Here is a 24,338-nt window from a genome sequence, read left to right on the forward strand (position 1 = left end):
AGTTAGTTCAGATACGTATTTTTTGGCCGTGCTTCTTGGCGCTAATAGAGTGGTTTGAAGTCACTTTGAGCCCCATGACAACCTTTCTCCCCCTTATATGAGCGTCTCCACCGGTTCAGAAAGTCAAATTCAGCCCAATCGGGCTCAGGTCGGCCTTTACACACCCTCTGAAAAATACGTATCTGAACTAACTGTCCAGCGACATTCTCGATCAACAGCAAAAGGCCTCCTGGCGAATGAAAATTCGCCAGGAGGCCCCTTACAAAACGTGGGCTCCTTCGTTCGAATGAACGAAGGAGCCCATACTCTTTTTTTAGGACAGGAGGCCGCGAGTCGGGCCACCAGCCGCCAATCAATCGCACTCGCCAAGCGAGCGGCGCAGCGTGCGCACAGCGCCAAGCAAATTGGCATCGTTGCCGTTCTGTGCTGGCTTGATGCAGGGCCTCGGTATGATGGGAAGAACGTGAGCCTGATCCATCATGCGCTCAAATGCCTCAAACAGCTCGGGACGGGCGCTGATTCCGCCGCCGACCACGATGACCTCAGGGTCGATGACCGACTGCAACCCCATCAGCATGTTGTCGAAGACCAACGCGTATGCATCCAGACCGCGACGAGCGTCCTCATCCCCCTCTTCAATCCAAGAGAAAATCCGATATCCGTCGATATCATCGGTCGGATCAATCCCCTTCGCCGCACACACCTGGTCTCGGAGCGCCCGCCAGCTGGTGACATCACCGTACACCGACCCAAAGGTCACGGGCTTGCGCACATCGTTGCTCACAAAGCACACGGTGCCGGCGAGATTGTGCGCGCCTCGCAAGATGTGACCGTCAACAACGATGGCACCGCCGAGACCCGTACCGATCACCACCATCAACCCCAGGGAGACCCCCTTCAGCGCGCCGACGGCATATTCTCCCAGTGCCGCGCACATCGCATCGTTCTCGATGGTTACGGGAAGCCCCGTGCTCTCGCGCAAGATGCGACCGAGCGGATATCCGTCCAAACAGTGAAGGGCGCCGCCTCCCCCAACCACGCCATCGGAATCGCCTTCGGAAAAGACTCCGGGCATACTTATTCCCACACCCCTCACCCGGGCGCGATGGGGCTCGATCACCGAGCGGAACGTTTCGATAACCTGGTCGGCGGGCGAGGTGCATGTTGGGATACTTCCGTGCTCCTCAATGTGGTAGTCGGCGTTCACCACCGCCCATTTCACCTGAGTGCCGCCCGCATCTATACCGAAATAGCAGTCCATAATCTTATCCCCTGTCCCATAGGGTTAGTCCAGGTCCTCGCCGTTGCTCTCGATGACCTTCTTGTACCAATAGAAGCTGTCCTTGCGGCTGCGCGCGAGCGTGCCCTTGCCCTCGTCGTCGCGGTCGACGTAGACGAAGCCGTAGCGCTTGCGCATCTCGCCCGTGCCGGCGCTGACCAGGTCGATGCAGCCCCACATGGTGTAGCCCATGAGGTCCACGCCGTCGAGTTCCACGGCATCCTCCATGCTCTGGATGTTCTTGCGCAGGTAGTCGATGCGGTAGCCGTCATGGATGGAGCCGTCGGCCTTCACCTCGTCGCTCCAGCCGATACCGTTCTCCACGATCCAAAGCGGCTTGTGATAGCGGTCGTAGAGCTCGTTCAAGGCGATGCGCAGGCAGTACGGATCGGTCGCCCAGCCCCAGGCGTTGGTCTCGAGGTAGGGGTTTTTCACCATGCCGAAAGCGAGATTGCCGGACGCGACCTCGAGCTCCTTCTGGCGCAACGATACCGTCGAGCCTCCGTAGCACGAGAACGACAGGAAATCTGCCGGATAGGTTGCGAGAAGCTCGAGGTCGTTCTCGCCCATTTCCAGCTTGATGCCCGCGCGCTCCATCTCCCTCAAGCGATAGGCGGGATAGTGGCCGCCCACCTGCACGTCGGCATACCACAGCGCGTCACGCTCGCGTTCCATGGCGAGCAGATGATCGGCGGGGTCGGCGGAATAGGAGTAGATGGGGTTGTACGCGAGCATCTGACCCACCATGATCTTAGGGGAGATTTGGTGCGCCGACCGAACCGTAAGGGCAGACGCCACGAACTGGTTGTGCGCCGCCTGGGCCTTCGCATGGGGGCTCCCATCCGTAAGCCCGCCCGCCATGAAGCTCCCCATGCTCATCATGTTGATCTCGTTGAAGGTGAGCCAGTACTTCACCTTGCCCTGATAGTGCTTCATGACGCAGGTGGCGTAGCGCACGAACAGGTCGATGAGCTCGCGGCTCTTCCAACCGCCGTACTTGTTCACGAGCGCGAGCGGGGTCTCGTAGTGCGAGAGCGTCACGAGCGGTTCGATGCCGTACTTAGCGCACTCGTCAAACACGGCGTCGTAGAACGCTAGACCCTCGGTGTTGGGCTCAGCCTCCTCGCCCGTGGGGAAGATGCGCGCCCAGTTCATGGACAGGCGGAAGCACTTGAAGCCCATCTCGCCCATGAGGGCGATGTCCTCGGCGTAGTGGTGGTAGAAGTCGGTGGCCGTGTGGCTGGGATAGTAGTAGCCATCAACCACCGCCACCTCCAGCCCTTCAGGAAGTCCCTCCTCGCAAACCGCATACACGGGAAGCGCGCCGGTTTCCCCTGTCGCGGTATTACGCCACGTTATCTGCCGTGACACCGTATGGCTACCGCTGGTCATGGCGTCCGAGGTGTTCGGTCCTTTGCCGCCCTCTTCCCAGCCGCCCTCATACTGGTTGGCGGCGGTGGCGCCACCCCACAGGAAACCTTCCGGAAATGCCATTGGGTACCTCCTCGATCGTGAAAACATCTTCATGAAACGGGAAGACGGGCTGCATGGCAGTCCCGGCTTCCCGTCAGATAATCAGTTAGGCGCTTGCACCCATGCGTTGATAGACCGTGATGAAGCGCTCGGCAAGGATACGGAAGCCCTCAGCGCTCATGAGCTGATCCTCCGCATGCAGCAAGATGATGCGAAACGGCAGCTCCTCGCCGCTGGCCTCTTGCTGAAGCAGTTTCATGTGAGCGTCGTGGCCTGCGTTGAACACCACGTTGCCCTCGTCGATAAGTTTCCGGGCGGCCTCAAAATCACCATTCTCGGCACAGGTTATCGCTTCGAGGTAGCAGCTGCGCGCGCTCCCCACCTGAGCGACGATAGAGAAGCACGTCATTTCAAACTGATCGATCGCTTCTTGTTTGATCTCTGACATGGCTATGCCCCCAGCAACTTTCGAGCCTGTTTGAGCACGGCCTCGCCGTTCATTGTCCCATACGCTGTCATATCAATCGGCTCCACCGGACAGTTCACTTGATTCTTCACCTTGTTGAGTTCAAAGCGAACCTGCGGTCCCAGCAGGATAACGTCGCTATCCGCATATTCCGCCGCTTGGTTGACAGGGTGCGCCTCGATGGTGCACACGAAACCGTCTTTTTCAGCCGCCTGTTGCATGCGCTGTACCAGCATGCTCGTCGAAGCGCCCGCGGCGCACATAAGTACGATATGTTTCATCCTACGCTCCCAACCTCATGGAAAATGATGGTGTGAATATGAAAATCCCTATGCGGCCGATTCCTCGAGAGCGGCCTGCTCCTCTCGCAACGCCTGGCGATCAGCCATAAGGGTGAAGGGGGTATACATGAGCACCGACACCGCCAAAACCGCAACCGAGATCACCAGGCACCCGATGCCGCCCTGCATGAATGCGATGACCGGCTGGGGAAGCACCCAGGGAAGCTGAATCGTGGGATTGAACGCAGCCCCAAGACCGAGGGCGTAAAGCGCCTGGACCACGATGGCGCAGACCGGGATGTTCAGCACGAACGGGATGAAGTACGTGGGATTCAGCACGACCGGCAGACCGAACATGAGCGGCTCGGAGATATTGAAAAGCGACGGAACAAGCGCGATGCCGCGAATCGCCTTGAAGCGCTCGGACTTGGTGAAGAGCAGCGAGATGCTGATGCCCAGGGCGTTAGCCTGGCCACCGATGGCGGTGCCGAGCGCGACGACGGCCCAAGCGCCATAGGGCAGTGCCTCGCCCGCGATGATGGCCTCGGTGTTAGCAGCGCTGCAAGCCATGATTACCGGAGCGTAGAAGTTGAGCATCACGTTGGGGTGGACACCGAAGAACCAGAAGATCGACTGCAGCGAGCACACGATGATATAGGCCAAAGGAGAGGCACCGACCATCGTGACCGGCGTGCCGATCAAGGTGTTGATCATATCGAACAGGTTGCCCCACGGGGTGAAAGAAAGACCCCACTTGGCGAACCACACCGCAGTGAATAGCACGATGGCGGCAAACATCGGCGACAGCGAGTCTGCAACCATGGGCGGAACCATATCGGGGAGCTTGATTTCAAGCTTGCTCATCAAAATGGCTGTCACCTTCGGCACGATCAGGCCAAGCAGAATGGCGACGAAGATGCCGTTCGATCCCATGTACGACGTGTTGATGAAACTCGCCATGGGAATATCCTCGAACGATTGCTGCGGCATGAATGCCAAAAACACCGCGCCGCTCACGATGCCACCGGTATAACCGCTAAGGCCGCATACCTTACCCCACCTCAAACCGATGAAGAAGGAGATGTATATACCCATCATGTTCATGGTAACGGTGAGGATGGAGTTGCCGGTCGCCATGAGACCGCTCGAAACCACCCAATCGGAGAACCCCGGAATGGGGAAGTTGATGAGAATCGCGATAACCGAGACGCCAAGGGTCATGGGCAGCGTGCACATCATGCCGCCCATGAGGGCGTCGAGCATCTTGCTGTCAGCAACCTTGCTTGCCACAGGTGCGATTGTCTTATCCATTATGTTTTGGATCTTGTCGAATACCGCCATGTTTCAGCTCCAATCTTTGCAGTGAACTCTATCGATGCCCGTGTGCGGCATCTTCCCCTCTAGATAGTGCATCCACCTCTCTTCAAAATCACAACGACGTGCTTCAGGCAGTACGCCATTCAGCGTGAATTGGCGAGATTGCCCCAGCGGACGCTTACGTCAGGTCCGCGTACGTCACGAGCCCCACGTCCTGCTCTGCAAGCCATGCGGCGACATCAGGGTCGACAAGCATCGCGGCTTCCCGGATGCGGGCCTCGAGCATGGTCGAGTTATCTCGCAAGTACGCGTCGATATAACCTGGGTGAAACACCATGAGACGGCATATCCCTTCCGGTGTCGTTTCAAGCGCCTCTCGAAGCGCCGCAAAGGGATCCGCTTCATATGACGAGAAATCCTTGGGAACATAGGAAAGCACCGGCGTCGAGCGAAAGGTGACTGGCTCGCCCGGAACACCCATCGCGAAATAGGGCAGGCCGTGACGCTCGGCAACGATCTCAAGGCCGCGGAAGAACATGGGGCTTGCGACCGCATGTCCCTCGAAGTAATCGGGCTCACGCCCGACGAGCTCAAGGAATCGCCGATACTGCGCCTCGATTTCGATAATGACCTCGTCAAGCACCACGAAGTCCTCCCCAGCCCGCGCGGCGGCGCGATATGCTGAGCTCCGCTTGAAATTGCCATCATCGTCAACGATGCTCGAGATGAGCGAGGAATCGCTGAGGGGCCTACCCGTGCAGATATTGGTGTGCTGACCCAAGCAGAGATCCTTGATTTGCAGGCGCGCCAAACCGCTTTCTGCAAGCGGCATGTTGGTCATGACGCCCACCGAGCGAATGAGCCCCGCTTGGACCGCGGCCGCTATCCCGCAATTAACACCGTCGCTGTAACCTAAATCGTCGGCGCGCAGCAATAACCGCTTCATCCGATCCTCCTCAACCGATATCTCGTCGAGCGGCAAAGCAACGAAGCGATGCCCTGTGTAGAGCCGATGCCGTGTTCCGGCGGGGCGGCAAGCTTCGTCGTCTCTTCTTGCATTAAGTATGACGCCGGCTATATCCAAAATCGGTTACATGCTGTGCCACAAGGTTGCGAGATGGCTACGCGAGTTTCATAACGTGAAACTCCGCAGGAATACCGGCATGTTTGAGCTATAGTTTGGTCAAATGAGGCCCTCTTATTCGGGCCACTGAGCATAAAGGGGACAGCCATCATGGAAAAATCCATCTCGATGGGATCGGTTGCCGAACGGTTGCTTGACTACATCGACACCGCAATGCAGCACGACACCAACTACGAGATAGCGACCACGCTGGTGAAAAACTACAGCAAGCTGAGCGAGCTCTCGATTGGAGAAATCGCCGACATGTGCTTCGTCTCGAAGGCTTCAGTGTCGCGATTCTGCCGGTTTATGGGTTTCGCTGATTTCAAGGACCTGCGCAACCAGCTTGAACATGACATCCTCAAAACCGGGTTGTTTCCACATGCCTTTGTAGAACAGCTGTCAAACGACACGGAAGGCGCTCTGGCATCCTACCGGGAGGCGATCCTGCTCAATATCGAAACGACCATCTCGGCGGCAAACATCGCGAAACTGCCCGCCATTGTCGATGATTTGCACGACAGCGGGCATGTCGCGTTCTTCTCCCACCACTTCCTCTGGGACGTGGGCCGCTACTTCCAGAGCAGGCTCACCATCATGAACCGCCTCATCGAGCTTTACCTCGATTATTCATCGCAGCTCGCCTGCGCGCAATCGCTCACCAAATCCAGCCTCGCCATCATTTGCAGCATAGGGGGAACATACCCCATTCGTTATCCAGAAATCGTCAACGCACTCGCCGCCTCCGGCTGTCGTCTTCTCGCCATCACACAAAACACCTCAAGCGCCTACTGGAACCATGCCTCCTGCATACTGAGCTGCGGAGTGACCAACAACATCGACACGGGCAAGTTCGGTGCGCTTGCCGCCATCGACTTGATAGTCATGGAATACCTGAGGCGTTATGGAGCCGATTCCGGTACTGGCGAGTAATCTCGTCGGACCACCGACGCTCAGCAGGGCAAGCCGTTTTCTCTAATCACGTCCTGATACCAGAAGAAGCTGTCCTTCCTGAAACGAGCGCATTGCTTCGCATCGGTTTCCGTGCGATCGACATACAGAAGGCCGTAGCGCTTAGTGAACCCCTGATGACTTGAGCATAGATCCATGAGGCTCCAAACGCAGTAGCCGAAGACGGGATAGCCTTCGCGAATGAGCTCCTCGACCTCGCCCAAATGTCGTGAAAGGTATTCGATGCGCACGGCATCATGCACCCTGTTCTCCTCGTCAAGTGACTCGGAAAGAGCCATGCCGTTCTCCGTGACGATCATCGGAAGCTGGTAGCGATCGTAGAGCTTGCGCATGCCCACGCGAAGCCCAAGGGGGTCGATGCCGTTCGACATCCACTCGGTCGGCGCGATCGCAGGGTTATCGCAGAGTTCGAAATCCCCGCCCGACCACGGAGGGAACCGGTCGAAGCGGATGGGCTCCGTGCGCTCATGCGCACAATTGCTGAAATAGTAGTTCACCCCAAGAAAATCGGGCCTCGTCGCGACCAGGATGTCGTGGTCCCCGCACTCAACAACAGGGTAGAAACCTTCGCGCTCCAGGTAATAGCGCGCATAAGGCGAGATGTCGCCGCGCACACTCAGGTCGAGCAGGTAGTTCTGCATCATCTCCTCGGCGTTCATGGCCGCAAGCACATCCGCCGAAGCGCTCGTCCGCGGGTTGACCACCTGCATGGCGACAACGGGGCCGATCTGCGCATCGGGGTCGATCTGTCGCAGGCACGCGATGGCGCGATGCTCGGCAAGAGCGACATGATAGCTCATCTGGTAGGCGTTCTTCTGCTGTTGGCGCGGATCGGTTTCGGTGTCACCCGTGTTGCTGGGCGCGGAGGTCGCAATTAGCTGTTCATTCACGGTAACCCAGCGCTTGACGCGCCCCTTGAAGTGCGTGAAGCAGATTTCGGCATAGCGCACATAGAAGTCGATCATCTTACGGCTCTTCCAGCCGCCGAAGGCCTCGACCAACGCACTCGGACATTCGAAGTGATACAGGGTGACCAAGGGCTCGATCCCTCGCTCCAGCAGGTAGTCAATCAGCTGGTCATAAAACGCCAAGCCCTCAGGATTGGGATCCCCCGAGGCATCGGGCATGATGCGGCTCCAAGCGAAACCCATCCGGTAGACCTTGATGCCGAGCTCGGCCATGAGGTCGACATCCTCACGCCAGTGATGATAGTGGTCCGAGGCGATCTTGTTATCGGCGATGCCGGGACGCCCCGGGCCGCGATCGGTGGTTGCCGGACCTTTGCCTCCTTCATCATACCCACCCTCAACCTGAAAAGCGCTGGTGGAAGCACCCCAGAGGAAACCTTCGGGAAACCGGTGCTGAGTCATGAGTTCAACCTCTCGTCACGGATGTCACTTCTTGCAACTCCCGTTATAACGGATGTACGAACCAAAGCCTGTTACTCATTCCCGGGCAATGTTTCACGATTTGAAAACGGCCGTGCCATCATGCACCGCAAACTCTAAAGAACATGCCGTCGCGAAGGCCAAGCCTCATGCCCGCCACCGTCACGTGCCGGCGCCGCACACCGCCAAGCCGCTACTCCCCGTCGCGGAAGGTCAGGAGGTCGCGGTAGTCCGTGTCGCGCGTGCTGCCCGTCTTCGAGAACGGGTTCACCGAAGCAGGACACCTCATCCTCAAGATCTACCTCCTCGACGAAACCAAGGTCGATTTAGGAGACGCAACGTTACTACAGCGCAGGGAAAACGGCCCGCCGAATAAAATCGGATCGATCCCCCGTCTTTCGGTCGATTGCCACCATCATGGATGCCGGAAAGCGCACGGTAACTGCAACAAGCGGCTCATCAGCAACAACGCCAGGCCTGACATGGATGCGCTCAAGACGACCCGTCCAAGTCTCTTGCTCAAACTCTACGCTCTCGCGCTCGATATCTTCGTCTGTCAGGACCGATCCATCAGCTAGTTTGTACTCAGTCATTATCTAGAACCTCCCTCTCAGACAAACCATGCTTGAGAGCATTGCGGTGGACAATTGCCATGGAAGTATCCTCTCCTCCAGGCAGAGTTTGTCATACTCATTGCATGACAAACTCTGCCTTGATACGTTCCCCACCCCATGCTCATCGGCAAAGCTCAAGGCCATAAGCGAAATAAGCTTCTAACACCGAACAATTCCTACCGCTACCCATCAGACCTCTCCAGCAACATCCGTAAGTCATCGATGGGCGGCAGAGCATCGAGCAACTCTCGTGGCATATCCTTCGACGTCTTATAGGTGGCCACACCCATGGGTTTTGTGAAGTCTTGGATCACATAGTCAACAAATCCCTTGTCCATGTCTTTGCAAAGCACAAGGCCTATGGAGGGATTCTCGTGCTCGCGACGCTCAAAGTCGTCCAGGATGCGTAGATAGCCAGAGAGCTGGCCGAGATAGGCCGGCTTGAAGGGGCCGCTCTTGAGCTCGACTGCAACTAAACAGTTGAGGTCGCGGTTGAAGAACAGGAGGTCGATGTACTGATCGATGCCAAAGGCGTCGAGATGGTACTGGTTTCCCACAAACGCGAAGGCTCGACCGAACGTCATGATGAACTGCTTGATATTCTGCACGATGCCTTGCTCTAACACGCGCTCGTCGACATCCTCCGCATCGCGCACCCCGAGTTCCTCAACATTGATAAAGTCGAGCAGATACTCGTCCTTGAACGTGGCGATAGCGCGCAGCGCCTGCTGACCCTTTGGCAGCGTTGAGAGGAAGTTGTTGGAGACCTCTCCTTGATGATGAAAGTCATCCGCCTTCAGCGAGCGTTTGAGCGCCTCCACACTTAAGTGCTCAAATGCGCACTTGTGAATGTAGAAGAGCCGCTCGTCAAGGGTCTTAGCACCTGCAAGGATATACCGATGATGGGTAAACCCAATCGCTAAAAAATCATCGAGAGAACATGTGTTTGAATTCGGCACTTGCAAGTGACGAATTTGCAGAAGGCCACCGTCTGAAGATTCGTCACTCACGAGTGACGAATCGAGAAACGCCTGTTCATCGCCCGGAGCAGACCAAGCTTCAAAGAAGATTCGCATATATTTGAGACTTGTTGTGGAGAAGCCCCTGAGTCCTGGCAGCTCCTTCCGCAATTGTTCGCTGATGGTTTTGAGCGCGTTGGTTCCCCACGTGCCATTGCGCGTGTTGGCGGAGACGTAGCCTCCCACGGCGAAATAGAGCTGCAGCTGCTGAGCGTTGGCGCTCTTCGCCGCAGCATACTGCGCACGCAATATCGCCGTCTTGATGGTCTGAACTTCCTCACGATAGCCCGTAATCTCTGACATCATGGCATCCTCCTCTTCTTACGAACTTGTGTTCCATGACGCGTTCTATGCTATCAACGCGTGCGGACACAAAATTGCGCGTACCATAGAGGCGTTTTCTGCTTCGCCTCGTTTGGGAGATGTATGTCCAAACCCTCATCCGCACTCGACGCCAGCTCTTGCGATGTTTACGCCGACTCCGCGCGCCACCCTCTCACGCGCACATGGTGCGTAGCTGCGCTCGCCCTCATCTGCTGCGCGCTCTGGGGCAGTGCGATCCCCTGCATCAAGATCGGCTACGAGCTTCTCGGCATCCAAAACGGCGACGTACCATCGGAGTTTCTCTTCGCTGGCGTGCGCTTTATGCTTGCCGGCGCTATCGCACTTGCCGCTGCAGTCATAACAAGACGTCGCTTGCCTCGCGTCTCACGCACGGGATGGCCACTCGTTATCAGACTCTCGCTTGCCCAAACTATCGTGCAGTACGCCTTCTTTTATATCGGCGTTTCAAACGCTTCGGGTGTGCGCGGCTCAATCGTCAACGCTATGAACACGTTTCTCTGCGTGTTGATGGCAGCGCTCGTGTTCCGGCAAGAACGGCTCACTGCGCGCAAAGTCCTCGGCTGCGCTATAGGTTTTGCCGGAGTCGTTATCGTCAACCTCACCGGTGGCGATAGCGGCGGCGCCGTCACGCTCACAGGCGAGGGCTTCATCCTTATTGCCGCTGTCTCCTACGCTGTCTCGTCTGCCCTCATCCACGCCTACTCCCAGCGCGAGGACCCCGTGGCGCTCAGCGGCTACCAGTTTATCAGCCCTAGTCATCGCTCAAAGCCCCTTCGGCAGCACACGGTGCAGCCGAAGGGGCTTTGAGCGATGACTAGGGCTGAATAAAATTGAGTGTGGGCGCCGTCGTTCGTTTGAACGACGGCGCCCACGTTTTGGATTTATTGGGCTGTGGCGGTGAAGGTTGTTTTGTCGGCGGCGATGTGCACGTGCAGCTTTGCCTGACCGTCGCAGCTGATGAGCACGCCTACCTCGAACGGGGTTCCCGTCTTGTCGTAGGTCGAACGCACGATGCGCATCGCCGCCTTACCGGTGTTCTGTCCCAAAAGGCGCGCCTCATGCTTGTCGAGGTTGACCGTCTCGTAGACGGCATCGACGCTTGCGGGCAGGATGCCGGTCTTTTCCGCGATATAGGCGTAGAGCGAGCCATCCACGTCTTTGCGTGTGAGCTCGGGGCAAAGTGACACGGGGATATAGACGTAGTTGAGCTCCATGGGTTTGTCGTTGGCGAGACGCAGGCGGCGAATCTCCCAGACGGGTGTCCCCTCGGGCACTTTGAGCCCAGAGGCGATGCCGCGGACGGCCGGTATGCTTGAAAAGGCGAGAATCTGCGAGCTCGGAACCCGTCCCGCTTCGCGCATCCGCGCGCTGAAATTCAGGGCCAGGTCGATGCCGGGTGCTGAGGTTTGGGGTTTGATGAACGTGCCCTGCCCACGTTTGCGCACCACGCGCCCCTCGATGACGAGATCCTGAAAGCAACGGCGCACGGTCGCGCGCGATAACTCCAGCCGCTCACAGATTTCGAGCTCGCGTGGCAGCGGCGTCTTGGTGTCGAACGCCTGGCTGGCGATAAGCAGGGCGATTCGATGCTTAAGTTGGACATAGAGCGGCGTATCACCGCTGCGATCGAAGGGTTCGGAGGCGAGAAACGAGATCATGTCCATGGGGTACCTCCATGTCGTGAGCATACGTGACATGGTCTGACACTGCGGGACAAACCGGTGATGTCAGGCCCGATTCTTGCTGGTATGTATGGTACATAAGGAATATAAAACATTTACCAGGCAATCTACCTGCTATTTTAAAAAAAATTGGAAGAAAAAATAATTTAGGCACAAAAATAGTTACTACCGTTAACCGATGAATAGTTGCCGTTCGCAACTATTTTCTTGTACCGAACATGCCCCGGCGCAACAATAATCTCGGCAAAAAGCAAAGCCGTGCGACACACGGCAGGTCGAGAGGAGACCGCATGCGGTATCTGGTAATGGTCAGTCACGGAACGCTCGCTCCCGGACTGCACAGTGTCCTCAAGATGCTCGGCAATGACGCCCCGAACATCTTGTCGACGAGTCTCGTGGACGGCATGGGCGCTGACGAGTATGTCGAGAACGTCAAGGCGATGCTCGCTCCCGTTACCGCCGATGACGAGGTTGTCCTGCTCGGTGACATCCTGGGCGGATCGCCGCTCACCAATGCCATGAACACGCTGGCCGAGAAGGGCCTGCTCGCCCACACCATTGCCTTCGGCGGCATGAACCTGCCCATGGCTATGACCGCCATGATGGGGCTTGCCACCATGGACCTGGATTCCCTCAAGCAGATGATGCTGCAGGAGGGCAAGAACGGTATGTCCGAGCTTGTGGTCCCGACCGATGACGCCGACGACGAGGACGACGACATCTAGGCCGCACCAAGGTTTCATCTAGCTGCAAACGTTAGGAAGAAGAGGCCGCGACCGCGGGCCTCATGAAGGAAAGGGGAGAACGTATGATTTCGTTCATCCGCATTGACGACCGCATGATCCATGGACAGACCGTTACCCGTTGGGCCCTCGAGTATCCCTGCGACGGTCTTATCGCCGTCAACGACGCCGCGGCGTCCAACCCCGTGCTCAAGGAGGCCTACAAGAGTGCCTCGGGCAAGAAGACGTTCGTGTGGACCAAGGAGCACTTCAAGGAGGTCTCCGAGAAGGTTCTCAAGTCCGACACCAAGTACTTCCTGATCACCAAGAACCCGCTCGACATGAAGGAACTTCTCGTCGATTTTGGCTTTAAGCCCGGCATGGACCGCATCATCGTCGGTCCCTGCAACGATCGTCCCGGCACCACCAAGCTCGGCAACAACCAGTCGATCACGCAGGAAGAGGCCCAGGCGCTCGAGGATCTCACCAACGCCGGCTACACGGTCGAGTTCGCCCTTATCAAGGAGAAGTCCATCGGTGAGTGGCCCAAGTTCCGCGGTCAGTTTGGCTTCTAGTTAGGCGCCAGCCGCATTTTGGTATCTACAGCCCTTGGTGAAAGGGGCTGAGGAATAAAGAAAGGGGAAAGCATGGCAATCAATGCATTCCAAGCCGCGCTGTTCGGCCTGTTCGCCTGCCTGGCATCACTGCCTGGCATGGGCGGCACGACGATCGGCAACTACACTCTGGGTCGTCCTCTGGTCGCCGGCCTCATCGTCGGCATCATCATGGGCGATATGCAGACGGGCATCCTCGTCGGCGCTGCCATCCAGGTTGTCTACATCGCTCTCGTGACCCCCGGCGGAACCGTCTCCGCCGACGTCCGCGCCGTGTCCTATATCGGTATCCCGCTGGCGATCCTCGCCATCAAGAACTCGGGCATCGATCCCGCCTCCGCTGAGGCTGCCGGCATGGCCGCATCCCTCGGTGCCGCCGTCGGCACGCTCGGCACTGTGCTCTTCTATGGCACCGCCACCATCAACCTGGTGTGGCAGGGCATGGGGTGGAAGTGGCTCGAGAAGGGCGATCTCCACAAGCTCTACCTGGTCAACAACGTTCTGCCTTGGATTGGTCACATCGTCTGCTCGTTCCTCCCGACGTTCATCATCACCATGGGCGGCACCGCCATGGTCGACCTCATGAAGACCTACATGCCCATGGACGGCATCGCGATGAAGACGCTGTTCACCGTCGGCTCGCTGCTGCCTACCGTCGGTATCGCCATCCTGCTCAAGCAGGTCATCTCTAAGCCCACGGACTTCCTCACGTTCTTCTTCGGCTTCACCCTGTCCGCTGTCATGGGGTGCAACCTGATTGCCGCTGCCGGCATCGGCTGCTTCTTCGCCCTGATCAACTATGAGATCGCTTCGCTCAAGATCGACCTCGCAAACGCTCCCAAGGCAGCTATCGCCTCGGGCTCCGATGATGAGGAAGAGGAGGACATCTAATGGCAGAGAAGAAGAAACTCTCTAAGAAAACGCTTGCCAAGTCGTTCCGCAACTGGTCCTATGGCAACCTGACTTGCTTCTCGCAGGAGCACATGCAGACCTTCGGTTACCTGTGCGCCATGCTTCCGATCGTCGAGGAGCTCTACGACACGCCCGAGGAGCAGAAGCAGGCCCTCCAGACCTACTCCGCGTTCTTCAACACCGAGCCGCAGATCGGCACCATGATCGTCGGCGTCACCGCCGGCCTCGAGGAGGCTCGCGCAAACGGCGAGGCCATCGATGACGACGCTATCAACGGCATCCGCGCCGGCCTCATGGGCCCGCTCGCCGGCCTTGGCGACTCGCTGATCGTCGGTACCCTGATCCCAATCCTGCTCGGTATCGCCCTCGGTCTCTCGACCGGCGGCTCCCCGCTCGGCGCTATCTTCTATATCGTCGTGTGGAACCTGCTCATGTTCCTCGGCATGCGCTTTGCCTACAACCAGGGCTATGAGCTCGGCGGCAAGGCAGTCGAGGCACTGGTCGGCCCCAAGGCCAAGGCTCTGCGTGATTCCATCGTGATGGTCGGTACCATGGTCATCGGTGCAGTCGGTGCTACCTGGGTCTCCATCACCTGCAGCCCCAACCTGGTGCTGCCCGGTGGCGGCAAGTTCCAGGACACGCTCGACGGAATCTATCCGCACCTGCTGCCCATGATCTTCATCATCTTCTGCTGGTACATGATGACCAAGAAGAAGGTCAACCCCATCGTCATGATGCTGATCCTCGTTGTGATCGCATTTGTGGGCGTTCTCATTGGCTTCTTCGATCCGGCGCTGAGCTACTAGTCATCATCCTTTGACCCCCTGCAAGGCCGTGCGGCCTCAACCGCACGGCCTTCTGATTTTACGCCGCCCTTCAAGGGCAATATGGCCAGCGACCTCCATCGCCTACACGACACCCGCTATATTGCTCTTGAAAGATGACGTATTCGATAAACGATGGACTTGCGCATGATGCACACTTTGCACGAGGAGGACCATATGCACGAGAAACACGGACACGACCTTTCGCGCGACGACTTGATCCGCGAGGCAAAGATGCAGACCGATGCTATTCAGCGGCTCAACGTTTGGCTGCGCCTGGGCTATTCGCTCGTGGCGATTGGCTTTTTGATGGGGATGTGGGGTATGCAGGGAGGCCCCGGCTGGGGTGTCCCCGTGGGCATCGTGTGCCTGGTGGTGGGCACTCCGCTTTCGATCGTGCTTAAGGTTGGCACGACCAACGCCAAAAAGAATGTCGAGCGCATGCTCGAGGCCGCGGGTATCGACGTTGAGGAGCTTATGCGACGCAAGAAGGACGAGCAATAGACTTCCGCGTTGGGGTATCATAAATAATTGTTGCGAATGTTAACTAATGTACGGCAAATGACGGTTTTATGGCCCTTCTAGAGTTGCAAAGGACAATATCCCCAGTGGATTACGATGACGTCGCTCGAAAACTGATTGTGTACTCACGTTCCCTTGCCAAGGGATCCTTGAGTGCTGCCGGCGGCGCCAGTGTGGGCGAGGCACCGGTTTTACAGTATCTATCGGGTATTGACGGTGATGTCATTCCCTCCGAGATTGCCAAGAAGCTGAAATTCTCCCGTGCGCGCATGTCGCATATCTTGGATTCACTCGAGAGCAAGGGTTACGTTCAGCGCAGGACCGATCCAAACGATCGTCGGCGTGTGCTGGTGAGCATTACCGAGGAAGGCCGTGATTTCGCGGCGAAAAAAAATGCCGAGAGTGTGGCATCGCTCTCGAAACAACTCTCAGCGCTCGGCGAGCACGATGCCCAGGAGCTCGTGCGCATCCTGAATAAAGCCTACAGCCTTACCTATGATGCCGACGACTACCTGGACAATCTATAAGGATAAAGACAGACATTTAGGTGCATCTTGAAATGCATCCGGGCCAATTGTGCCCATCAGCCACCGTCAACATCTCATTCCAAACCAAATCAGCCAACGTACGTCATGGCAATCCCCGGTAGGTCGCAGGGCGCTTCGCGGGCGGGCCAGGCTTTATCTTCACTCCGGTTGCTTCGCAAAGTCGTTCAGATAAAGCCTGGCCCGCCCGCGAAGCGCCACAAAGACCGCAGGGACGGGAGCAGCTATACTACTCTCAGTAGTTAAGGGTCGCGGATTCGCTGCGTCACCGCTCTCAACAGGAGGTCTTTGTTTATGGCAGATCAAAAGCCGGTTGTCGGGATCATCATGGGCTCCAAGTCCGATCTGGGTGTTATGGAAGGTTGCACCGCCGAGCTCGAGGCGCTGGGCGTGCCCTATGAGCTTGTCATTGCGAGCGCACACCGCACACCGGCGAAGGTCCACGAGTGGGCTTCGACTGCCGCCGATCGCGGTATCAAAGTGATTATCGCCGCCGCCGGCAAGGCTGCTCACCTGGGTGGTGTCGTGGCTGCCTTTACGCCGCTGCCGGTTATCGGCGTGCCTATGAAGACGAGTGACCTGGGCGGCATGGATTCGCTGCTATCGATGGTGCAGATGCCTTCGGGCGTGCCCGTGGCCTGCGTTGCCATCAACGGCGCCAAGAACGCCGCCATCTATGCCACGCAGATTCTGGGTGCTTGCGACCCCGAGTACCGCAAGGTTATCGAGAAGATGAAGCAGGAGATGGCTGACGCCTAAGCGTTCCGCCGTTTCACCGCAGTATAAGGAGAGCCATGTCCGATTATCAGGGAAAACGATTCAAGGCTTCTCAGATTCCCGATCCGTCGAAGCCAGGTGCTGCCCGTGCGGCACAGCAGGGTCGGACATCCTCTCCTCAGCAGCCGCGCGCGCCGCGCCCCGTGACACCGGCGACGCATCGTCGACAGGACGCGCCGGCCGCATATCGTCCTTCGTCTTATAGCTCCGCTAAGAAGCCGCCCCGGTCCTCATCGCATGCCGCGCCGTCGGATTGCACCGAGCCGCCGCGCAAAAAGCGCCGCTCCATTATTCCCATTCTGCTCATCATCATCGGTATCGGCCTGATTGTCGCCGCCGCCGCTATCTTTATTAATGCCCAGATTGGCTATAAGCAGGCGAGCGATTCGTATCAGAAAATCGAGAAGCAATATGTAAGCGATAAGGATGCCAGCGGCGTGCCGATTATCGACTTTGATGCGCTTGCTCAGACGAACCCCGAGATTGTGGGTTGGATTTACGTGCCGGGAACCAACATCAACTATCCCGTGGTGCAGACCAACAACAACTCCAAATACCTCAACACGCTGTTCGACGGAACGGCTAACGCGTCCGGTGCCATTTTCCTGGATAGCGATGACACCGCGCCGGGAATGGTCGACCAGCAGACCACGATCTACGGCCACCATATGAACGACGGATCGATGTTCAACGTGATTTCGGACACCACTGATCAGGCGACGTTCGATAGCATCGAGTTTGTGTACTACATCACGCGCGATGCGACGTATAAGCTGCGTCCGCTGGCGACCAAGGTGGTCGAGGACACGTATGCCAAGGCGCGCACGACCAATTTTGAGGGCGACGACGGACTCAAGAACTACCTGTCCGAGATGCTCGACGGCGCTTCTGCCGTGGCGAGTGATGCCACCGATCGTGCCGCTTCGGCAACTAAGGTTGTAACGCTTGTGACCTGTCGTTCGCTGTCGCTGAGCAACACACGCGCCGTCATGGTGCTCACGCCGGTCGAGGAATAAGTTGTTCGAGAGTAGCTAAAAAGGCCCCGTCCCAAATTAGCTACTCGACGACGGTAAGGGAGAAATGATGCTCGAGAATGGCAAAACGATGCCTTCGATTGATGCTTGGCTGCGCGAGGCCAAGGCCGATTCGTCGGCACCTGCGTGCGGTATGTATCTGACACATAACGGTGTGGTGCGCGCGACGCCCAAGGCCGAGGCGCGCGGTGTCGAGACCGATGGCGTGGCGCCGGGCCACAAGGTGGGCAGCATGGTGTTCGGCTACGACGCCAGCAAGGTACAGGCCGCCATCGAGGCGACGCGCGCGATGCCGGGTATCGGCTATGTGCGCGTGTGGCTGGCAAGCGGCGAGCTTGCCGTAGGTGACGACATCATGCTCGTGCTCATCGGCGGGGACATTCGCCCGCACGTGGTCGATGCGCTGCAGGCGCTCGTTGGCACCATCAAGAATGAATGCGTGAGTGAGGTCGAGCGCGAGGCGTAGAGGCTTGCGTCGATAGAAGGCTCGTTTATAAAAATGCCCGCCGGTACGTGTGATACCGGCGGGCATTTTGCGTTTTGGGCGCGGTGGGCGCTACACGCGCGTCGCATCCTTGGGGCTCATGGTCATGCTCTGGAAGCGGTTTTCCATAAAGTCATTATCGAAGTACTTGCCGTAGAACTGCGCAACGGGAATATCCGGTTCCGTGCCGTTGACGCGCTGATACCAATAATCGAGCGACTGCAGCGTCATAACGCCATCGACCAGCATAATGATGGTGAAGATGACGGTAGCCGAGTAGCGGCTCTTCCACGGAATCATGTTGATGAGCTTGAGCAGCCTCGGCAGCAGCAGCTTGATCCAGATGAGGCCACCCAGGCCCCACAGACAGGCGAAGCCCGTGCAGGTGCGTCCGCCCGTGAGGACCACGAGCGGGTCGGGCATACCGAACAGCGTTATGTGCGAGTAGCTCCACGAGACCACGCCAAACGCGGTCTGCATAAACCAGCCCACGAACACCTCAAAGCTGGCGCCGAGCAGGGCGCTCACCAGGAAAATGATGATGGGGTTCTTTTTATAGAAGCGGTTGAGCACCATGGTCATGAGCACGGCACCAAAGCCGTAGATGGGGCTGAAGGGGCCAAACAGCATACCGGCGCGGTCCTGGTAGACACCCGGATCGTTGACGGTCATATGCCAGATATCCTCCAGGACCAGGCCGAGCACGCAGCAGACAAAGAATACCCAGAACAGGTTGAAGTAGTTGAGCTTGATGTAGCCCTCGCCGGTTTCATCGCGCCCGAGCATGCCCTCGGCGGCGGCGTCGCGGTCGAGCATCTCCTGCAGGCGGCGCTGCAGCTCGCGCTCCTGGCGCAGCGTGGGGTCGACGGTGGCCGAAAGTGCGACGAGGATGCCGAGCTGGATGGCAGGGCGCAGCAAGAAGGGCCCGATGCCCTGGAGCATCACGTCAACCAAAAGCTCGACGACGGTAAACGCGATAAGGATATAGGACAGACGGGCGGCATTGCGGCGCTGGTTCTTGATGAGGTCAAGGCCAAAGATGATCAAGATGACGGCACTGGCAGCCGAGAGCATGATGCCGGCGACAATCAGTCCGACCGCGACGAGCGTGTTATCGCCGAGCTTGGCGGCGGCGTTGCCGTTGATGAGCGCGGTGATGACCTGCCACATAAAGGCGCCGACCGACGGGAGCGTGCCCACGCCGGACAGGATGCACAGGACGGCGTATACCTTAATGATGAGGGGGATCTTCTTGACCTCCGTGGCGCTGGGGACGCTGGGGTCGAGTTCGTTTCGATCCATACATAACCTTTCTCGTTTTGCTGTAGGTACAAGGATACGCCGCCGACCTGCCAAAAGACAGGACGAACGTCCCAATTGCAACAATGCAAGCCCCAACGGCGGGCAAGACGCGTCGCAACGGAAGTATGCGGGATCGTCGGCCCCGAGGCGCCTGCCCAATAAAATGTTTGGCTGCAAAACGGATTATAAGCTCGGTGGGCTTTTAAAAAGCGCTGTTCATGCGCGGGAGTGCTTGTCTTGCCGTGCGTATAATAGGGCAGGTAACGCCAAATAACGAGGCTCTGAGGGGATGCCATGTCTCAAGAAACCATCCGCGCGGCCGAGCGTGCCGCGGGACAGGTGAAGACCATGTCGACGTATGATCCGGACTCCGACCAGCTGCATGAGGAATGCGGCATTTTTGGTGTGTGGGCACCCGATCGCGATGTGGCTCGACTGACGTACTTTGGTCTGCGCGCGCTGCAGCATCGCGGCCAGGAATCGGCGGGAATCGCCGTGGGTGATGGCGGCACGGTTATGGTTCGCAAAGACCTGGGACTGCTCGATCGCGTGTTCTCCAACGCCGACCTGTCGACGCTCTCCGGCCAGCTGGCCGTGGGCCACGTGCGCTATGGCACTGCCGGTGCCAAGAGCTGGGAAGCCTCGCAGCCGCATCTTTCTACCATCAACAGCGTCATTATCGCGCTTGCTCACAACGGCACTCTGGTTAACACCGACGAGCTGCGCCGCCAGCTGATCGAGCTGGGCGTGCCGTTCCTCTCCAATTCGGATTCCGAGGTCGCGACTAAGCTTATCGGCTACTTTACTCAGCGTACAGGCCATCTGCGCGAGGGCATTCGCAAGACCATGGAGCTCGTGCGCGGCGGCTACGCCATGACGCTCATCAACGAGCAGGCACTCTACGCATTCCGAGATCCGCACGGCATTCGCCCGCTCGTGCTGGGCAAGCTGGTGGACGAGGGCCTGGACCAGGCCGATGCCGCATCCGTTTCGCAGCTGCCGTCGCAGGACGGCGCCGCGACGGTCGACTCCGCCGTCCGTGTCACGCGCGCCGGCGGCTGGGTCGTTGCTTCCGAGACCTGCGCACTCGACATCGTGGGTGCCGAGTACGTCCGTGACGTCCGTCCCGGCGAGATCTTGCGCATCAGCGCCGAGGGTCTGGTATCCGAGCAGGGCGTGCCTGCAGCCGAAGAGCCCGCAAACTGCATCTTTGAGCAGGTCTACTTTGCCCGCCCCGACTCCATCATGAACGGCAAGAGCGTCTATGCCTGCCGTTACGACATGGGTCGCCAGCTGGCACACGAGGAGCCCGTCGAGGCCGATCTGGTCATCGGCGTGCCCGACTCCGGCCTGCCGCCCGCGGAGGGGTATTCGCACGAGAGCGGTATTCCCTTTGGCGAGGGTCTTATCAAGAACCGCTACGTGGGCCGTACGTTTATCGAGCCCACGCAGGAGCTGCGCGCCATGGGCGTGCGTATGAAACTCAACCCGCTGCGCGACAACATCGAGGGCAAGCGCCTGGTCGTCATCGACGACTCCATCGTGCGCGGCACCACCATGGTGCAGCTCGTCAAGATGCTGCGCAACGCTGGCGCCAAGGAGATTCATATCCGCATCAACTCGCCCGAGGTCATCTGGCCGTGCTTCTACGGCATCGATACCGACGTGCAGTCGCAGCTTATCAGCGCCAACAAGACGGTCGACGAGATTTGCGAGTATATCGGCGCCGATTCGCTGGCCTTCCTTTCGGTCGAGGGCCTGCTTAAGGTCATGCCCAAGGGCGGTTACTGCGATGCGTGCTTTACCGGCCGCTACCCCGTGGCGATTCCCGAGAGCTTTGGCCGCGACAAGTTCATGGAGGGCTTTAAGCCCCGCAACCTGGACAAGCCGCTGCACGTTGATGACGACGCCGTGGTCGAGAAATACGACGATCGCAGCTGGGAAGAGGAACACGGCGAGGCCTAAAACCTGCCATGTAGGGACAGGTTTATTTTGGTAGGTTTTACCTGCTGTTTTGTTGATATGACGGCGCGCGTTGTTATGGCGCGCGCCGAAATGAACGCAACTATGAGCACCGTTTGGCGCCCGCGCGGCGCCACGGTAGTGGGAGAGGAAGGCTCAGATGAGCGACAGCAAGCATGTGACGTATGAGGATGCCGGCGTCGATACCGCCGAGGGCGGCCGCGCCGTTGACGCTATTAAGCAGATGGTTAAGGACACCAACCGTCCCGAGGTCATCGGCGGTATCGGTGGCTTTGGTGGCTTATTCTCGGCCGCCGCGCTTAAGGATATGGAAGACCCGATTCTGATTAGCGGTACCGACGGCGTGGGCACCAAGCTCGTGCTTGCCCAGATCATGGACCGTCACGAGACGGTGGGCCAGGACCTGGTCGCTATGTGCGTCAACGACATTTTGGCTTCGGGCGCCGAGCCGCTGTTCTTCCTGGACTATGTTGCCATCGGTCACATCGAGGCCGGGCACATGGCAAAGATCATCAAGGGCGTGGCCGATGGCTGTAAGCTCGCGGGCTGCGCGCTCGTGGGCGGTGAGATGGCCGAGCACCCCGGCGTCATGGCTCCGGCCGACTACGACCTTGCCGGCTTTACCGTGGGCGTCGTCGACCGTCCCAAGATGCTCGACCCCGCAAACGTCCGCCCGGGCGATGTGATCCTGGGCCTGCCTTCCACCGGCGTGCACTCCAACGGCTACTCGCTCGTGCGCAAGGTCATCGGCGTCGACGGCATTAAGCCGGGCACGCCCGAGGCCGCCGCTAAGGCGGAGGAGCTGAGCCGTCCGCTCGAGGAGCTCGGCGGTGCTTCGCTGGCAGACGCCCTGTTGGCCCCCACGCGCATCTATGTCAAGCCGATTCTGGAGCTGCTGCGCGGTGGCGCTCCGGTGCACGCCATCGCCCACATCACCGGCGGCGGCATCACCGAGAACCTCAACCGCGCGCTTGCCGACGACGTTGACGCCGTGGTCACCCGTAACGGCGCCGAGATGGGTTGGGACGTTCCGCCCGTCATCACCTACGTCTCGCGCCAGGCCGAGCTCGCGCCCAATGAGGCATGCAAGACCTTCAACATGGGCGTTGGCCTGTGCCTGATCGTCGCCCCCGAGGACGAGGCCGCGGTGACCGAGGCTCTGGTCGCGCTGGGCGAGAAGCCGTTCCGCGTGGGCGAGTGCGTCGAGGGTTCCGGTAAGGTCGTGTACTCCGATGAGCGCTAACGAGCAGATGACTGCTGCCGCGAGCCTGGGCTTTGTGCCCTACACCCGTCCGACCGGCACCGATACGGCCGAGCCGCTCAAGATCGGTGTGCTCATCAGCGGTTCGGGTACCAACCTGCAGGCGCTGATCGACCTGATCGCCGCCGGCAAGCTCAACGCTTCGATTGAGCTTGTGGTGTCGAGCCGTCCTTCGGCTAAGGGTTTGCAGCGCGCTGAGCGCGCGGGCATCCAGACGCTCACGCTGTCCAAGGATGTCTATGCCGACCCCATCGCCGCCGACGAGATCATTGCGCACGAGCTGCTCGAGCGCGGTTGCGAGTATGTGGTCATGGCCGGCTACATGCGCATGGTGCACACGCCGCTGCTGGCGGCATTCCCCAATCGCGTGGTCAATCTGCATCCCGCGCTGCTGCCGAGCTTTACCGGCGCGCATGCGATCGACGATGCCTTTGCGCGCGGCGTCAAGGTAACTGGCGTGACCGTGCATTTTGCCAACGAGATCTACGACAACGGCCCCATCATCGCCCAGCGCGCGCTGGCTGTTGAGGAGGGCTGGGACGTCGATACGCTCGAGGAGCACATCCACGCGATTGAGCACGTGCTGTATCCCGAGGTCGTGCAGATGCTCGCCGACGGTCGCGTCCACGTGCTGGAGAGCGGCAAGGTCGCAATTGACGCGCCTCGCGGCTAGCGGCGCACAGTACAATTTAGCCGAGTAGTCAGGGTGGTCATTGGCGCCAAGGCGCGCGTGGCCACCTTTTGTTTTGGGTAGTCATCGGGAACGGTCTTTAACGACTGGTCATTCAAGAACGTCGCAGGTGACTAGATGAGAGAGGTGAGCGCATGGCGGATAACGAAGCACTGTTTACGCCTGAGCTGGTGTTTTTTGATTGGGAGTGTGCGACGCCGGATGAGGTGTTCGCGCGGCTTGAGGGCGAGCTTGCACCACGTGGCTACATTGCATCCGGTTGGCTCGACGCCGTTCGCACGCGCGAGGATGCCTATCCCACGGGTCTTGCCATGCCGGCGGCAAACATTGCCATTCCGCATACCGATCCGGGGTTTGTGGCCAAGCCCTATATCGCGGTGGTGAAGCCCGCCGCGCCCGTGACATTCAACGCTATGGCTGGCATGGGCGCTCCGGTGCCGGCGCAGATCGTCATCAATCTGGGCATCGCCGAGCCGGGCGGCCAGGTCGAGGCCCTGCAGGCGCTCATGAACATCTTTATGGACGCCGATGCCGCAGCCGACGTGCTCGGCCAGACCACGTCCCAGGGTATGGTCGACGCCATCCGCCGTCACTTCTAAGGTGGGGCTGAGTCGGCACTTGGGGACGTTCCTTTTCTGCCGGCAGTAAGGGACGGTCCCCAAGTGCCGGCATATAAAGAACGTCCCCAAGTGCCACATCTGTCCCCTT

The 24,338-nt window shown here is 58.8% G+C and carries 26 protein-coding genes; 15 read left to right on the forward strand and 11 right to left on the reverse strand.

The window, feature by feature from the left end:
* Positions 1 to 352: 352 nt before the first annotated feature.
* The 6 genes from DW870_RS06190 to DW870_RS06215 all read right to left on the reverse strand — a co-directional run bounded on the left by DW870_RS06190 (position 353) and on the right by DW870_RS06215 (position 5,762).
* Positions 353 to 1,261: an ROK family protein gene (locus DW870_RS06190; protein ID WP_089572591.1), complete on the reverse strand. Its 909-nt coding sequence runs from the start codon at positions 1,259 to 1,261 to the stop codon at positions 353 to 355.
* Between the two features lie 24 nt (positions 1,262 to 1,285).
* Positions 1,286 to 2,773 (reverse strand): glycoside hydrolase family 1 protein, encoded by a 1,488-nt coding sequence (locus DW870_RS06195; protein WP_089572592.1) that lies wholly within the window; start codon positions 2,771 to 2,773, stop codon positions 1,286 to 1,288.
* An 85-nt stretch (positions 2,774 to 2,858) separates the two neighbouring features.
* Positions 2,859 to 3,200, reverse strand: coding sequence for a PTS lactose/cellobiose transporter subunit IIA (locus DW870_RS06200; RefSeq protein ID WP_089572593.1), 342 nt, complete (start codon positions 3,198 to 3,200; stop codon positions 2,859 to 2,861).
* 2 nt (positions 3,201 to 3,202) lie between these two features.
* A complete protein-coding gene (locus DW870_RS06205) occupies positions 3,203 to 3,499 on the reverse strand; it encodes a PTS sugar transporter subunit IIB (protein ID WP_089572594.1) in 297 nt (98 codons plus the stop codon).
* Positions 3,500 to 3,547: 48 nt separating this feature from the next.
* Complete coding sequence (locus DW870_RS06210; protein ID WP_089572595.1) at positions 3,548 to 4,840, reverse strand: PTS sugar transporter subunit IIC; 1,293 nt, start codon at positions 4,838 to 4,840, stop codon at positions 3,548 to 3,550.
* 154 nt (positions 4,841 to 4,994) lie between these two features.
* Entirely contained in the window at positions 4,995 to 5,762 is a 768-nt protein-coding gene (locus DW870_RS06215) for a ChbG/HpnK family deacetylase (RefSeq protein ID WP_089572596.1), read from the reverse strand.
* A gap of 288 nt (positions 5,763 to 6,050) precedes the next feature.
* Between DW870_RS06215 and DW870_RS06220 the strand changes: the two genes are divergently transcribed.
* The gene (locus DW870_RS06220) at positions 6,051 to 6,872 is read left to right on the forward strand and encodes a MurR/RpiR family transcriptional regulator (protein WP_089572597.1); all 822 of its coding nucleotides are present in this window, start codon (positions 6,051 to 6,053) and stop codon (positions 6,870 to 6,872) included.
* Positions 6,873 to 6,892: 20 nt separating this feature from the next.
* Here the strand turns inward: DW870_RS06220 and DW870_RS06225 are convergent, their stop codons facing one another.
* The 3 genes from DW870_RS06225 to DW870_RS06235 all read right to left on the reverse strand — a co-directional run bounded on the left by DW870_RS06225 (position 6,893) and on the right by DW870_RS06235 (position 10,238).
* Positions 6,893 to 8,281 carry a glycoside hydrolase family 1 protein gene (locus tag DW870_RS06225; RefSeq protein WP_089572598.1) on the reverse strand — a complete coding sequence of 463 codons (1,389 nt, stop codon included), beginning with the start codon at positions 8,279 to 8,281 and terminating at the stop codon, positions 6,893 to 6,895.
* A gap of 362 nt (positions 8,282 to 8,643) precedes the next feature.
* Entirely contained in the window at positions 8,644 to 8,892 is a 249-nt protein-coding gene (locus tag DW870_RS06230; RefSeq protein ID WP_089572599.1) for a pilus assembly protein HicB, read from the reverse strand.
* Positions 8,893 to 9,095: 203 nt separating this feature from the next.
* Complete coding sequence (locus tag DW870_RS06235) at positions 9,096 to 10,238, reverse strand: YhcG family protein (RefSeq protein WP_089572600.1); 1,143 nt, start codon at positions 10,236 to 10,238, stop codon at positions 9,096 to 9,098.
* Positions 10,239 to 10,358: 120 nt separating this feature from the next.
* Between DW870_RS06235 and DW870_RS06240 the strand changes: the two genes are divergently transcribed.
* Positions 10,359 to 11,084 carry a DMT family transporter gene (locus DW870_RS06240; RefSeq protein ID WP_117877220.1) on the forward strand — a complete coding sequence of 242 codons (726 nt, stop codon included), beginning with the start codon at positions 10,359 to 10,361 and terminating at the stop codon, positions 11,082 to 11,084.
* A 74-nt stretch (positions 11,085 to 11,158) separates the two neighbouring features.
* On the opposite strand, the gene DW870_RS06245 is transcribed toward DW870_RS06240, so the two are convergent.
* Entirely contained in the window at positions 11,159 to 11,941 is a 783-nt protein-coding gene (locus DW870_RS06245; protein ID WP_158551165.1) for a GntR family transcriptional regulator, read from the reverse strand.
* A 308-nt stretch (positions 11,942 to 12,249) separates the two neighbouring features.
* On the opposite strand from DW870_RS06245, the gene DW870_RS06250 reads away from it, so the two are divergent.
* The 9 genes from DW870_RS06250 (at position 12,250) to DW870_RS06290 (ending at position 18,375) form a co-directional block, all read left to right on the forward strand.
* Positions 12,250 to 12,684, forward strand: a complete 435-nt coding sequence (locus DW870_RS06250; protein ID WP_089572603.1) for a PTS sugar transporter subunit IIA — start codon at positions 12,250 to 12,252, stop codon at positions 12,682 to 12,684.
* 83 nt (positions 12,685 to 12,767) lie between these two features.
* Positions 12,768 to 13,256 (forward strand): PTS sugar transporter subunit IIB, encoded by a 489-nt coding sequence (locus DW870_RS06255; RefSeq protein WP_089572604.1) that lies wholly within the window; start codon positions 12,768 to 12,770, stop codon positions 13,254 to 13,256.
* A gap of 72 nt (positions 13,257 to 13,328) precedes the next feature.
* Positions 13,329 to 14,186 carry a PTS sugar transporter subunit IIC gene (locus DW870_RS06260; protein WP_089572605.1) on the forward strand — a complete coding sequence of 286 codons (858 nt, stop codon included), beginning with the start codon at positions 13,329 to 13,331 and terminating at the stop codon, positions 14,184 to 14,186.
* On the forward strand, positions 14,186 to 15,013 hold the full coding sequence (locus tag DW870_RS06265) for a PTS system mannose/fructose/sorbose family transporter subunit IID (RefSeq protein ID WP_117646152.1): 828 nt from the start codon (positions 14,186 to 14,188) through the stop codon (positions 15,011 to 15,013). The genes DW870_RS06260 and DW870_RS06265 overlap by 1 nt, the downstream gene beginning before the upstream one ends.
* 195 nt (positions 15,014 to 15,208) lie before the next feature.
* On the forward strand, positions 15,209 to 15,535 hold the full coding sequence (locus DW870_RS06270) for a hypothetical protein (protein WP_089572607.1): 327 nt from the start codon (positions 15,209 to 15,211) through the stop codon (positions 15,533 to 15,535).
* A 104-nt stretch (positions 15,536 to 15,639) separates the two neighbouring features.
* On the forward strand, positions 15,640 to 16,080 hold the full coding sequence (locus DW870_RS06275; protein ID WP_158550938.1) for a MarR family winged helix-turn-helix transcriptional regulator: 441 nt from the start codon (positions 15,640 to 15,642) through the stop codon (positions 16,078 to 16,080).
* Between the two features lie 312 nt (positions 16,081 to 16,392).
* Positions 16,393 to 16,857 carry a 5-(carboxyamino)imidazole ribonucleotide mutase gene (gene purE / locus DW870_RS06280; RefSeq protein WP_006235810.1) on the forward strand — a complete coding sequence of 155 codons (465 nt, stop codon included), beginning with the start codon at positions 16,393 to 16,395 and terminating at the stop codon, positions 16,855 to 16,857.
* Between the two features lie 35 nt (positions 16,858 to 16,892).
* Entirely contained in the window at positions 16,893 to 17,891 is a 999-nt protein-coding gene (locus tag DW870_RS06285; RefSeq protein ID WP_117877222.1) for a class B sortase, read from the forward strand.
* A 67-nt stretch (positions 17,892 to 17,958) separates the two neighbouring features.
* The gene (locus DW870_RS06290) at positions 17,959 to 18,375 is read left to right on the forward strand and encodes a molybdenum cofactor biosynthesis protein MoaE (protein ID WP_229026384.1); all 417 of its coding nucleotides are present in this window, start codon (positions 17,959 to 17,961) and stop codon (positions 18,373 to 18,375) included.
* A gap of 90 nt (positions 18,376 to 18,465) precedes the next feature.
* Here the strand turns inward: DW870_RS06290 and DW870_RS06295 are convergent, their stop codons facing one another.
* Entirely contained in the window at positions 18,466 to 19,695 is a 1,230-nt protein-coding gene (locus DW870_RS06295) for a putative ABC transporter permease (RefSeq protein ID WP_117848443.1), read from the reverse strand.
* A gap of 294 nt (positions 19,696 to 19,989) precedes the next feature.
* Here DW870_RS06295 and DW870_RS06300 point away from each other — a divergent pair, with 294 nt between their 5' ends.
* The 4 genes from DW870_RS06300 (at position 19,990) to DW870_RS06315 (ending at position 24,229) form a co-directional block, all read left to right on the forward strand.
* Complete coding sequence (locus DW870_RS06300; RefSeq protein WP_117848442.1) at positions 19,990 to 21,660, forward strand: amidophosphoribosyltransferase; 1,671 nt, start codon at positions 19,990 to 19,992, stop codon at positions 21,658 to 21,660.
* Positions 21,661 to 21,817: 157 nt separating this feature from the next.
* Positions 21,818 to 22,921 (forward strand): phosphoribosylformylglycinamidine cyclo-ligase, encoded by a 1,104-nt coding sequence (purM, locus tag DW870_RS06305; RefSeq protein WP_117848441.1) that lies wholly within the window; start codon positions 21,818 to 21,820, stop codon positions 22,919 to 22,921.
* Positions 22,911 to 23,612 (forward strand): phosphoribosylglycinamide formyltransferase, encoded by a 702-nt coding sequence (gene purN / locus DW870_RS06310; RefSeq protein WP_117848440.1) that lies wholly within the window; start codon positions 22,911 to 22,913, stop codon positions 23,610 to 23,612. Before purM ends, purN begins: the two co-directional genes overlap by 11 nt.
* A gap of 152 nt (positions 23,613 to 23,764) precedes the next feature.
* The gene (locus DW870_RS06315; protein WP_022094213.1) at positions 23,765 to 24,229 is read left to right on the forward strand and encodes a PTS sugar transporter subunit IIA; all 465 of its coding nucleotides are present in this window, start codon (positions 23,765 to 23,767) and stop codon (positions 24,227 to 24,229) included.
* Positions 24,230 to 24,338: the final 109 nt, after the last annotated feature.

The organism is Collinsella sp. AM38-1BH, from assembly GCF_003467545.1.
Classification (GTDB): Bacteria; Actinomycetota; Coriobacteriia; order Coriobacteriales; family Coriobacteriaceae; genus Collinsella.

Excerpts from the sequence above, each read along its gene's own strand:
- DW870_RS06315 (WP_022094213.1), top strand. The coding sequence starts at position 23,765 with ATGGCGGATAACGAAGCACTGTTTACGCCTGAGCTGGTGTTTTTTGAT.
- DW870_RS06255 (WP_089572604.1), top strand. The coding sequence starts at position 12,768 with ATGATTTCGTTCATCCGCATTGACGACCGCATGATCCATGGACAGACC.
- DW870_RS06205 (WP_089572594.1), bottom strand. The coding sequence starts at position 3,499 with ATGAAACATATCGTACTTATGTGCGCCGCGGGCGCTTCGACGAGCATG.
- DW870_RS06245 (WP_158551165.1), bottom strand. The coding sequence starts at position 11,941 with ATGGACATGATCTCGTTTCTCGCCTCCGAACCCTTCGATCGCAGCGGT.
- DW870_RS06265 (WP_117646152.1), top strand. The coding sequence starts at position 14,186 with ATGGCAGAGAAGAAGAAACTCTCTAAGAAAACGCTTGCCAAGTCGTTC.
- DW870_RS06250 (WP_089572603.1), top strand. The coding sequence starts at position 12,250 with ATGCGGTATCTGGTAATGGTCAGTCACGGAACGCTCGCTCCCGGACTG.
- DW870_RS06270 (WP_089572607.1), top strand. The coding sequence starts at position 15,209 with ATGCACGAGAAACACGGACACGACCTTTCGCGCGACGACTTGATCCGC.
- DW870_RS06260 (WP_089572605.1), top strand. The coding sequence starts at position 13,329 with ATGGCAATCAATGCATTCCAAGCCGCGCTGTTCGGCCTGTTCGCCTGC.
- DW870_RS06285 (WP_117877222.1), top strand. The coding sequence starts at position 16,893 with ATGTCCGATTATCAGGGAAAACGATTCAAGGCTTCTCAGATTCCCGAT.
- purE (WP_006235810.1), top strand. The coding sequence starts at position 16,393 with ATGGCAGATCAAAAGCCGGTTGTCGGGATCATCATGGGCTCCAAGTCC.
- DW870_RS06295 (WP_117848443.1), bottom strand. The coding sequence starts at position 19,695 with ATGGATCGAAACGAACTCGACCCCAGCGTCCCCAGCGCCACGGAGGTC.
- DW870_RS06235 (WP_089572600.1), bottom strand. The coding sequence starts at position 10,238 with ATGATGTCAGAGATTACGGGCTATCGTGAGGAAGTTCAGACCATCAAG.
- DW870_RS06225 (WP_089572598.1), bottom strand. The coding sequence starts at position 8,281 with ATGACTCAGCACCGGTTTCCCGAAGGTTTCCTCTGGGGTGCTTCCACC.
- DW870_RS06240 (WP_117877220.1), top strand. The coding sequence starts at position 10,359 with ATGTCCAAACCCTCATCCGCACTCGACGCCAGCTCTTGCGATGTTTAC.
- DW870_RS06290 (WP_229026384.1), top strand. The coding sequence starts at position 17,959 with ATGCTCGAGAATGGCAAAACGATGCCTTCGATTGATGCTTGGCTGCGC.
- DW870_RS06300 (WP_117848442.1), top strand. The coding sequence starts at position 19,990 with ATGTCTCAAGAAACCATCCGCGCGGCCGAGCGTGCCGCGGGACAGGTG.
- DW870_RS06210 (WP_089572595.1), bottom strand. The coding sequence starts at position 4,840 with ATGGCGGTATTCGACAAGATCCAAAACATAATGGATAAGACAATCGCA.
- DW870_RS06200 (WP_089572593.1), bottom strand. The coding sequence starts at position 3,200 with ATGTCAGAGATCAAACAAGAAGCGATCGATCAGTTTGAAATGACGTGC.
- purN (WP_117848440.1), top strand. The coding sequence starts at position 22,911 with ATGAGCGCTAACGAGCAGATGACTGCTGCCGCGAGCCTGGGCTTTGTG.
- purM (WP_117848441.1), top strand. The coding sequence starts at position 21,818 with ATGAGCGACAGCAAGCATGTGACGTATGAGGATGCCGGCGTCGATACC.
- DW870_RS06230 (WP_089572599.1), bottom strand. The coding sequence starts at position 8,892 with ATGACTGAGTACAAACTAGCTGATGGATCGGTCCTGACAGACGAAGAT.
- DW870_RS06195 (WP_089572592.1), bottom strand. The coding sequence starts at position 2,773 with ATGGCATTTCCGGAAGGTTTCCTGTGGGGTGGCGCCACCGCCGCCAAC.
- DW870_RS06190 (WP_089572591.1), bottom strand. The coding sequence starts at position 1,261 with ATGGACTGCTATTTCGGTATAGATGCGGGCGGCACTCAGGTGAAATGG.
- DW870_RS06215 (WP_089572596.1), bottom strand. The coding sequence starts at position 5,762 with ATGAAGCGGTTATTGCTGCGCGCCGACGATTTAGGTTACAGCGACGGT.
- DW870_RS06220 (WP_089572597.1), top strand. The coding sequence starts at position 6,051 with ATGGAAAAATCCATCTCGATGGGATCGGTTGCCGAACGGTTGCTTGAC.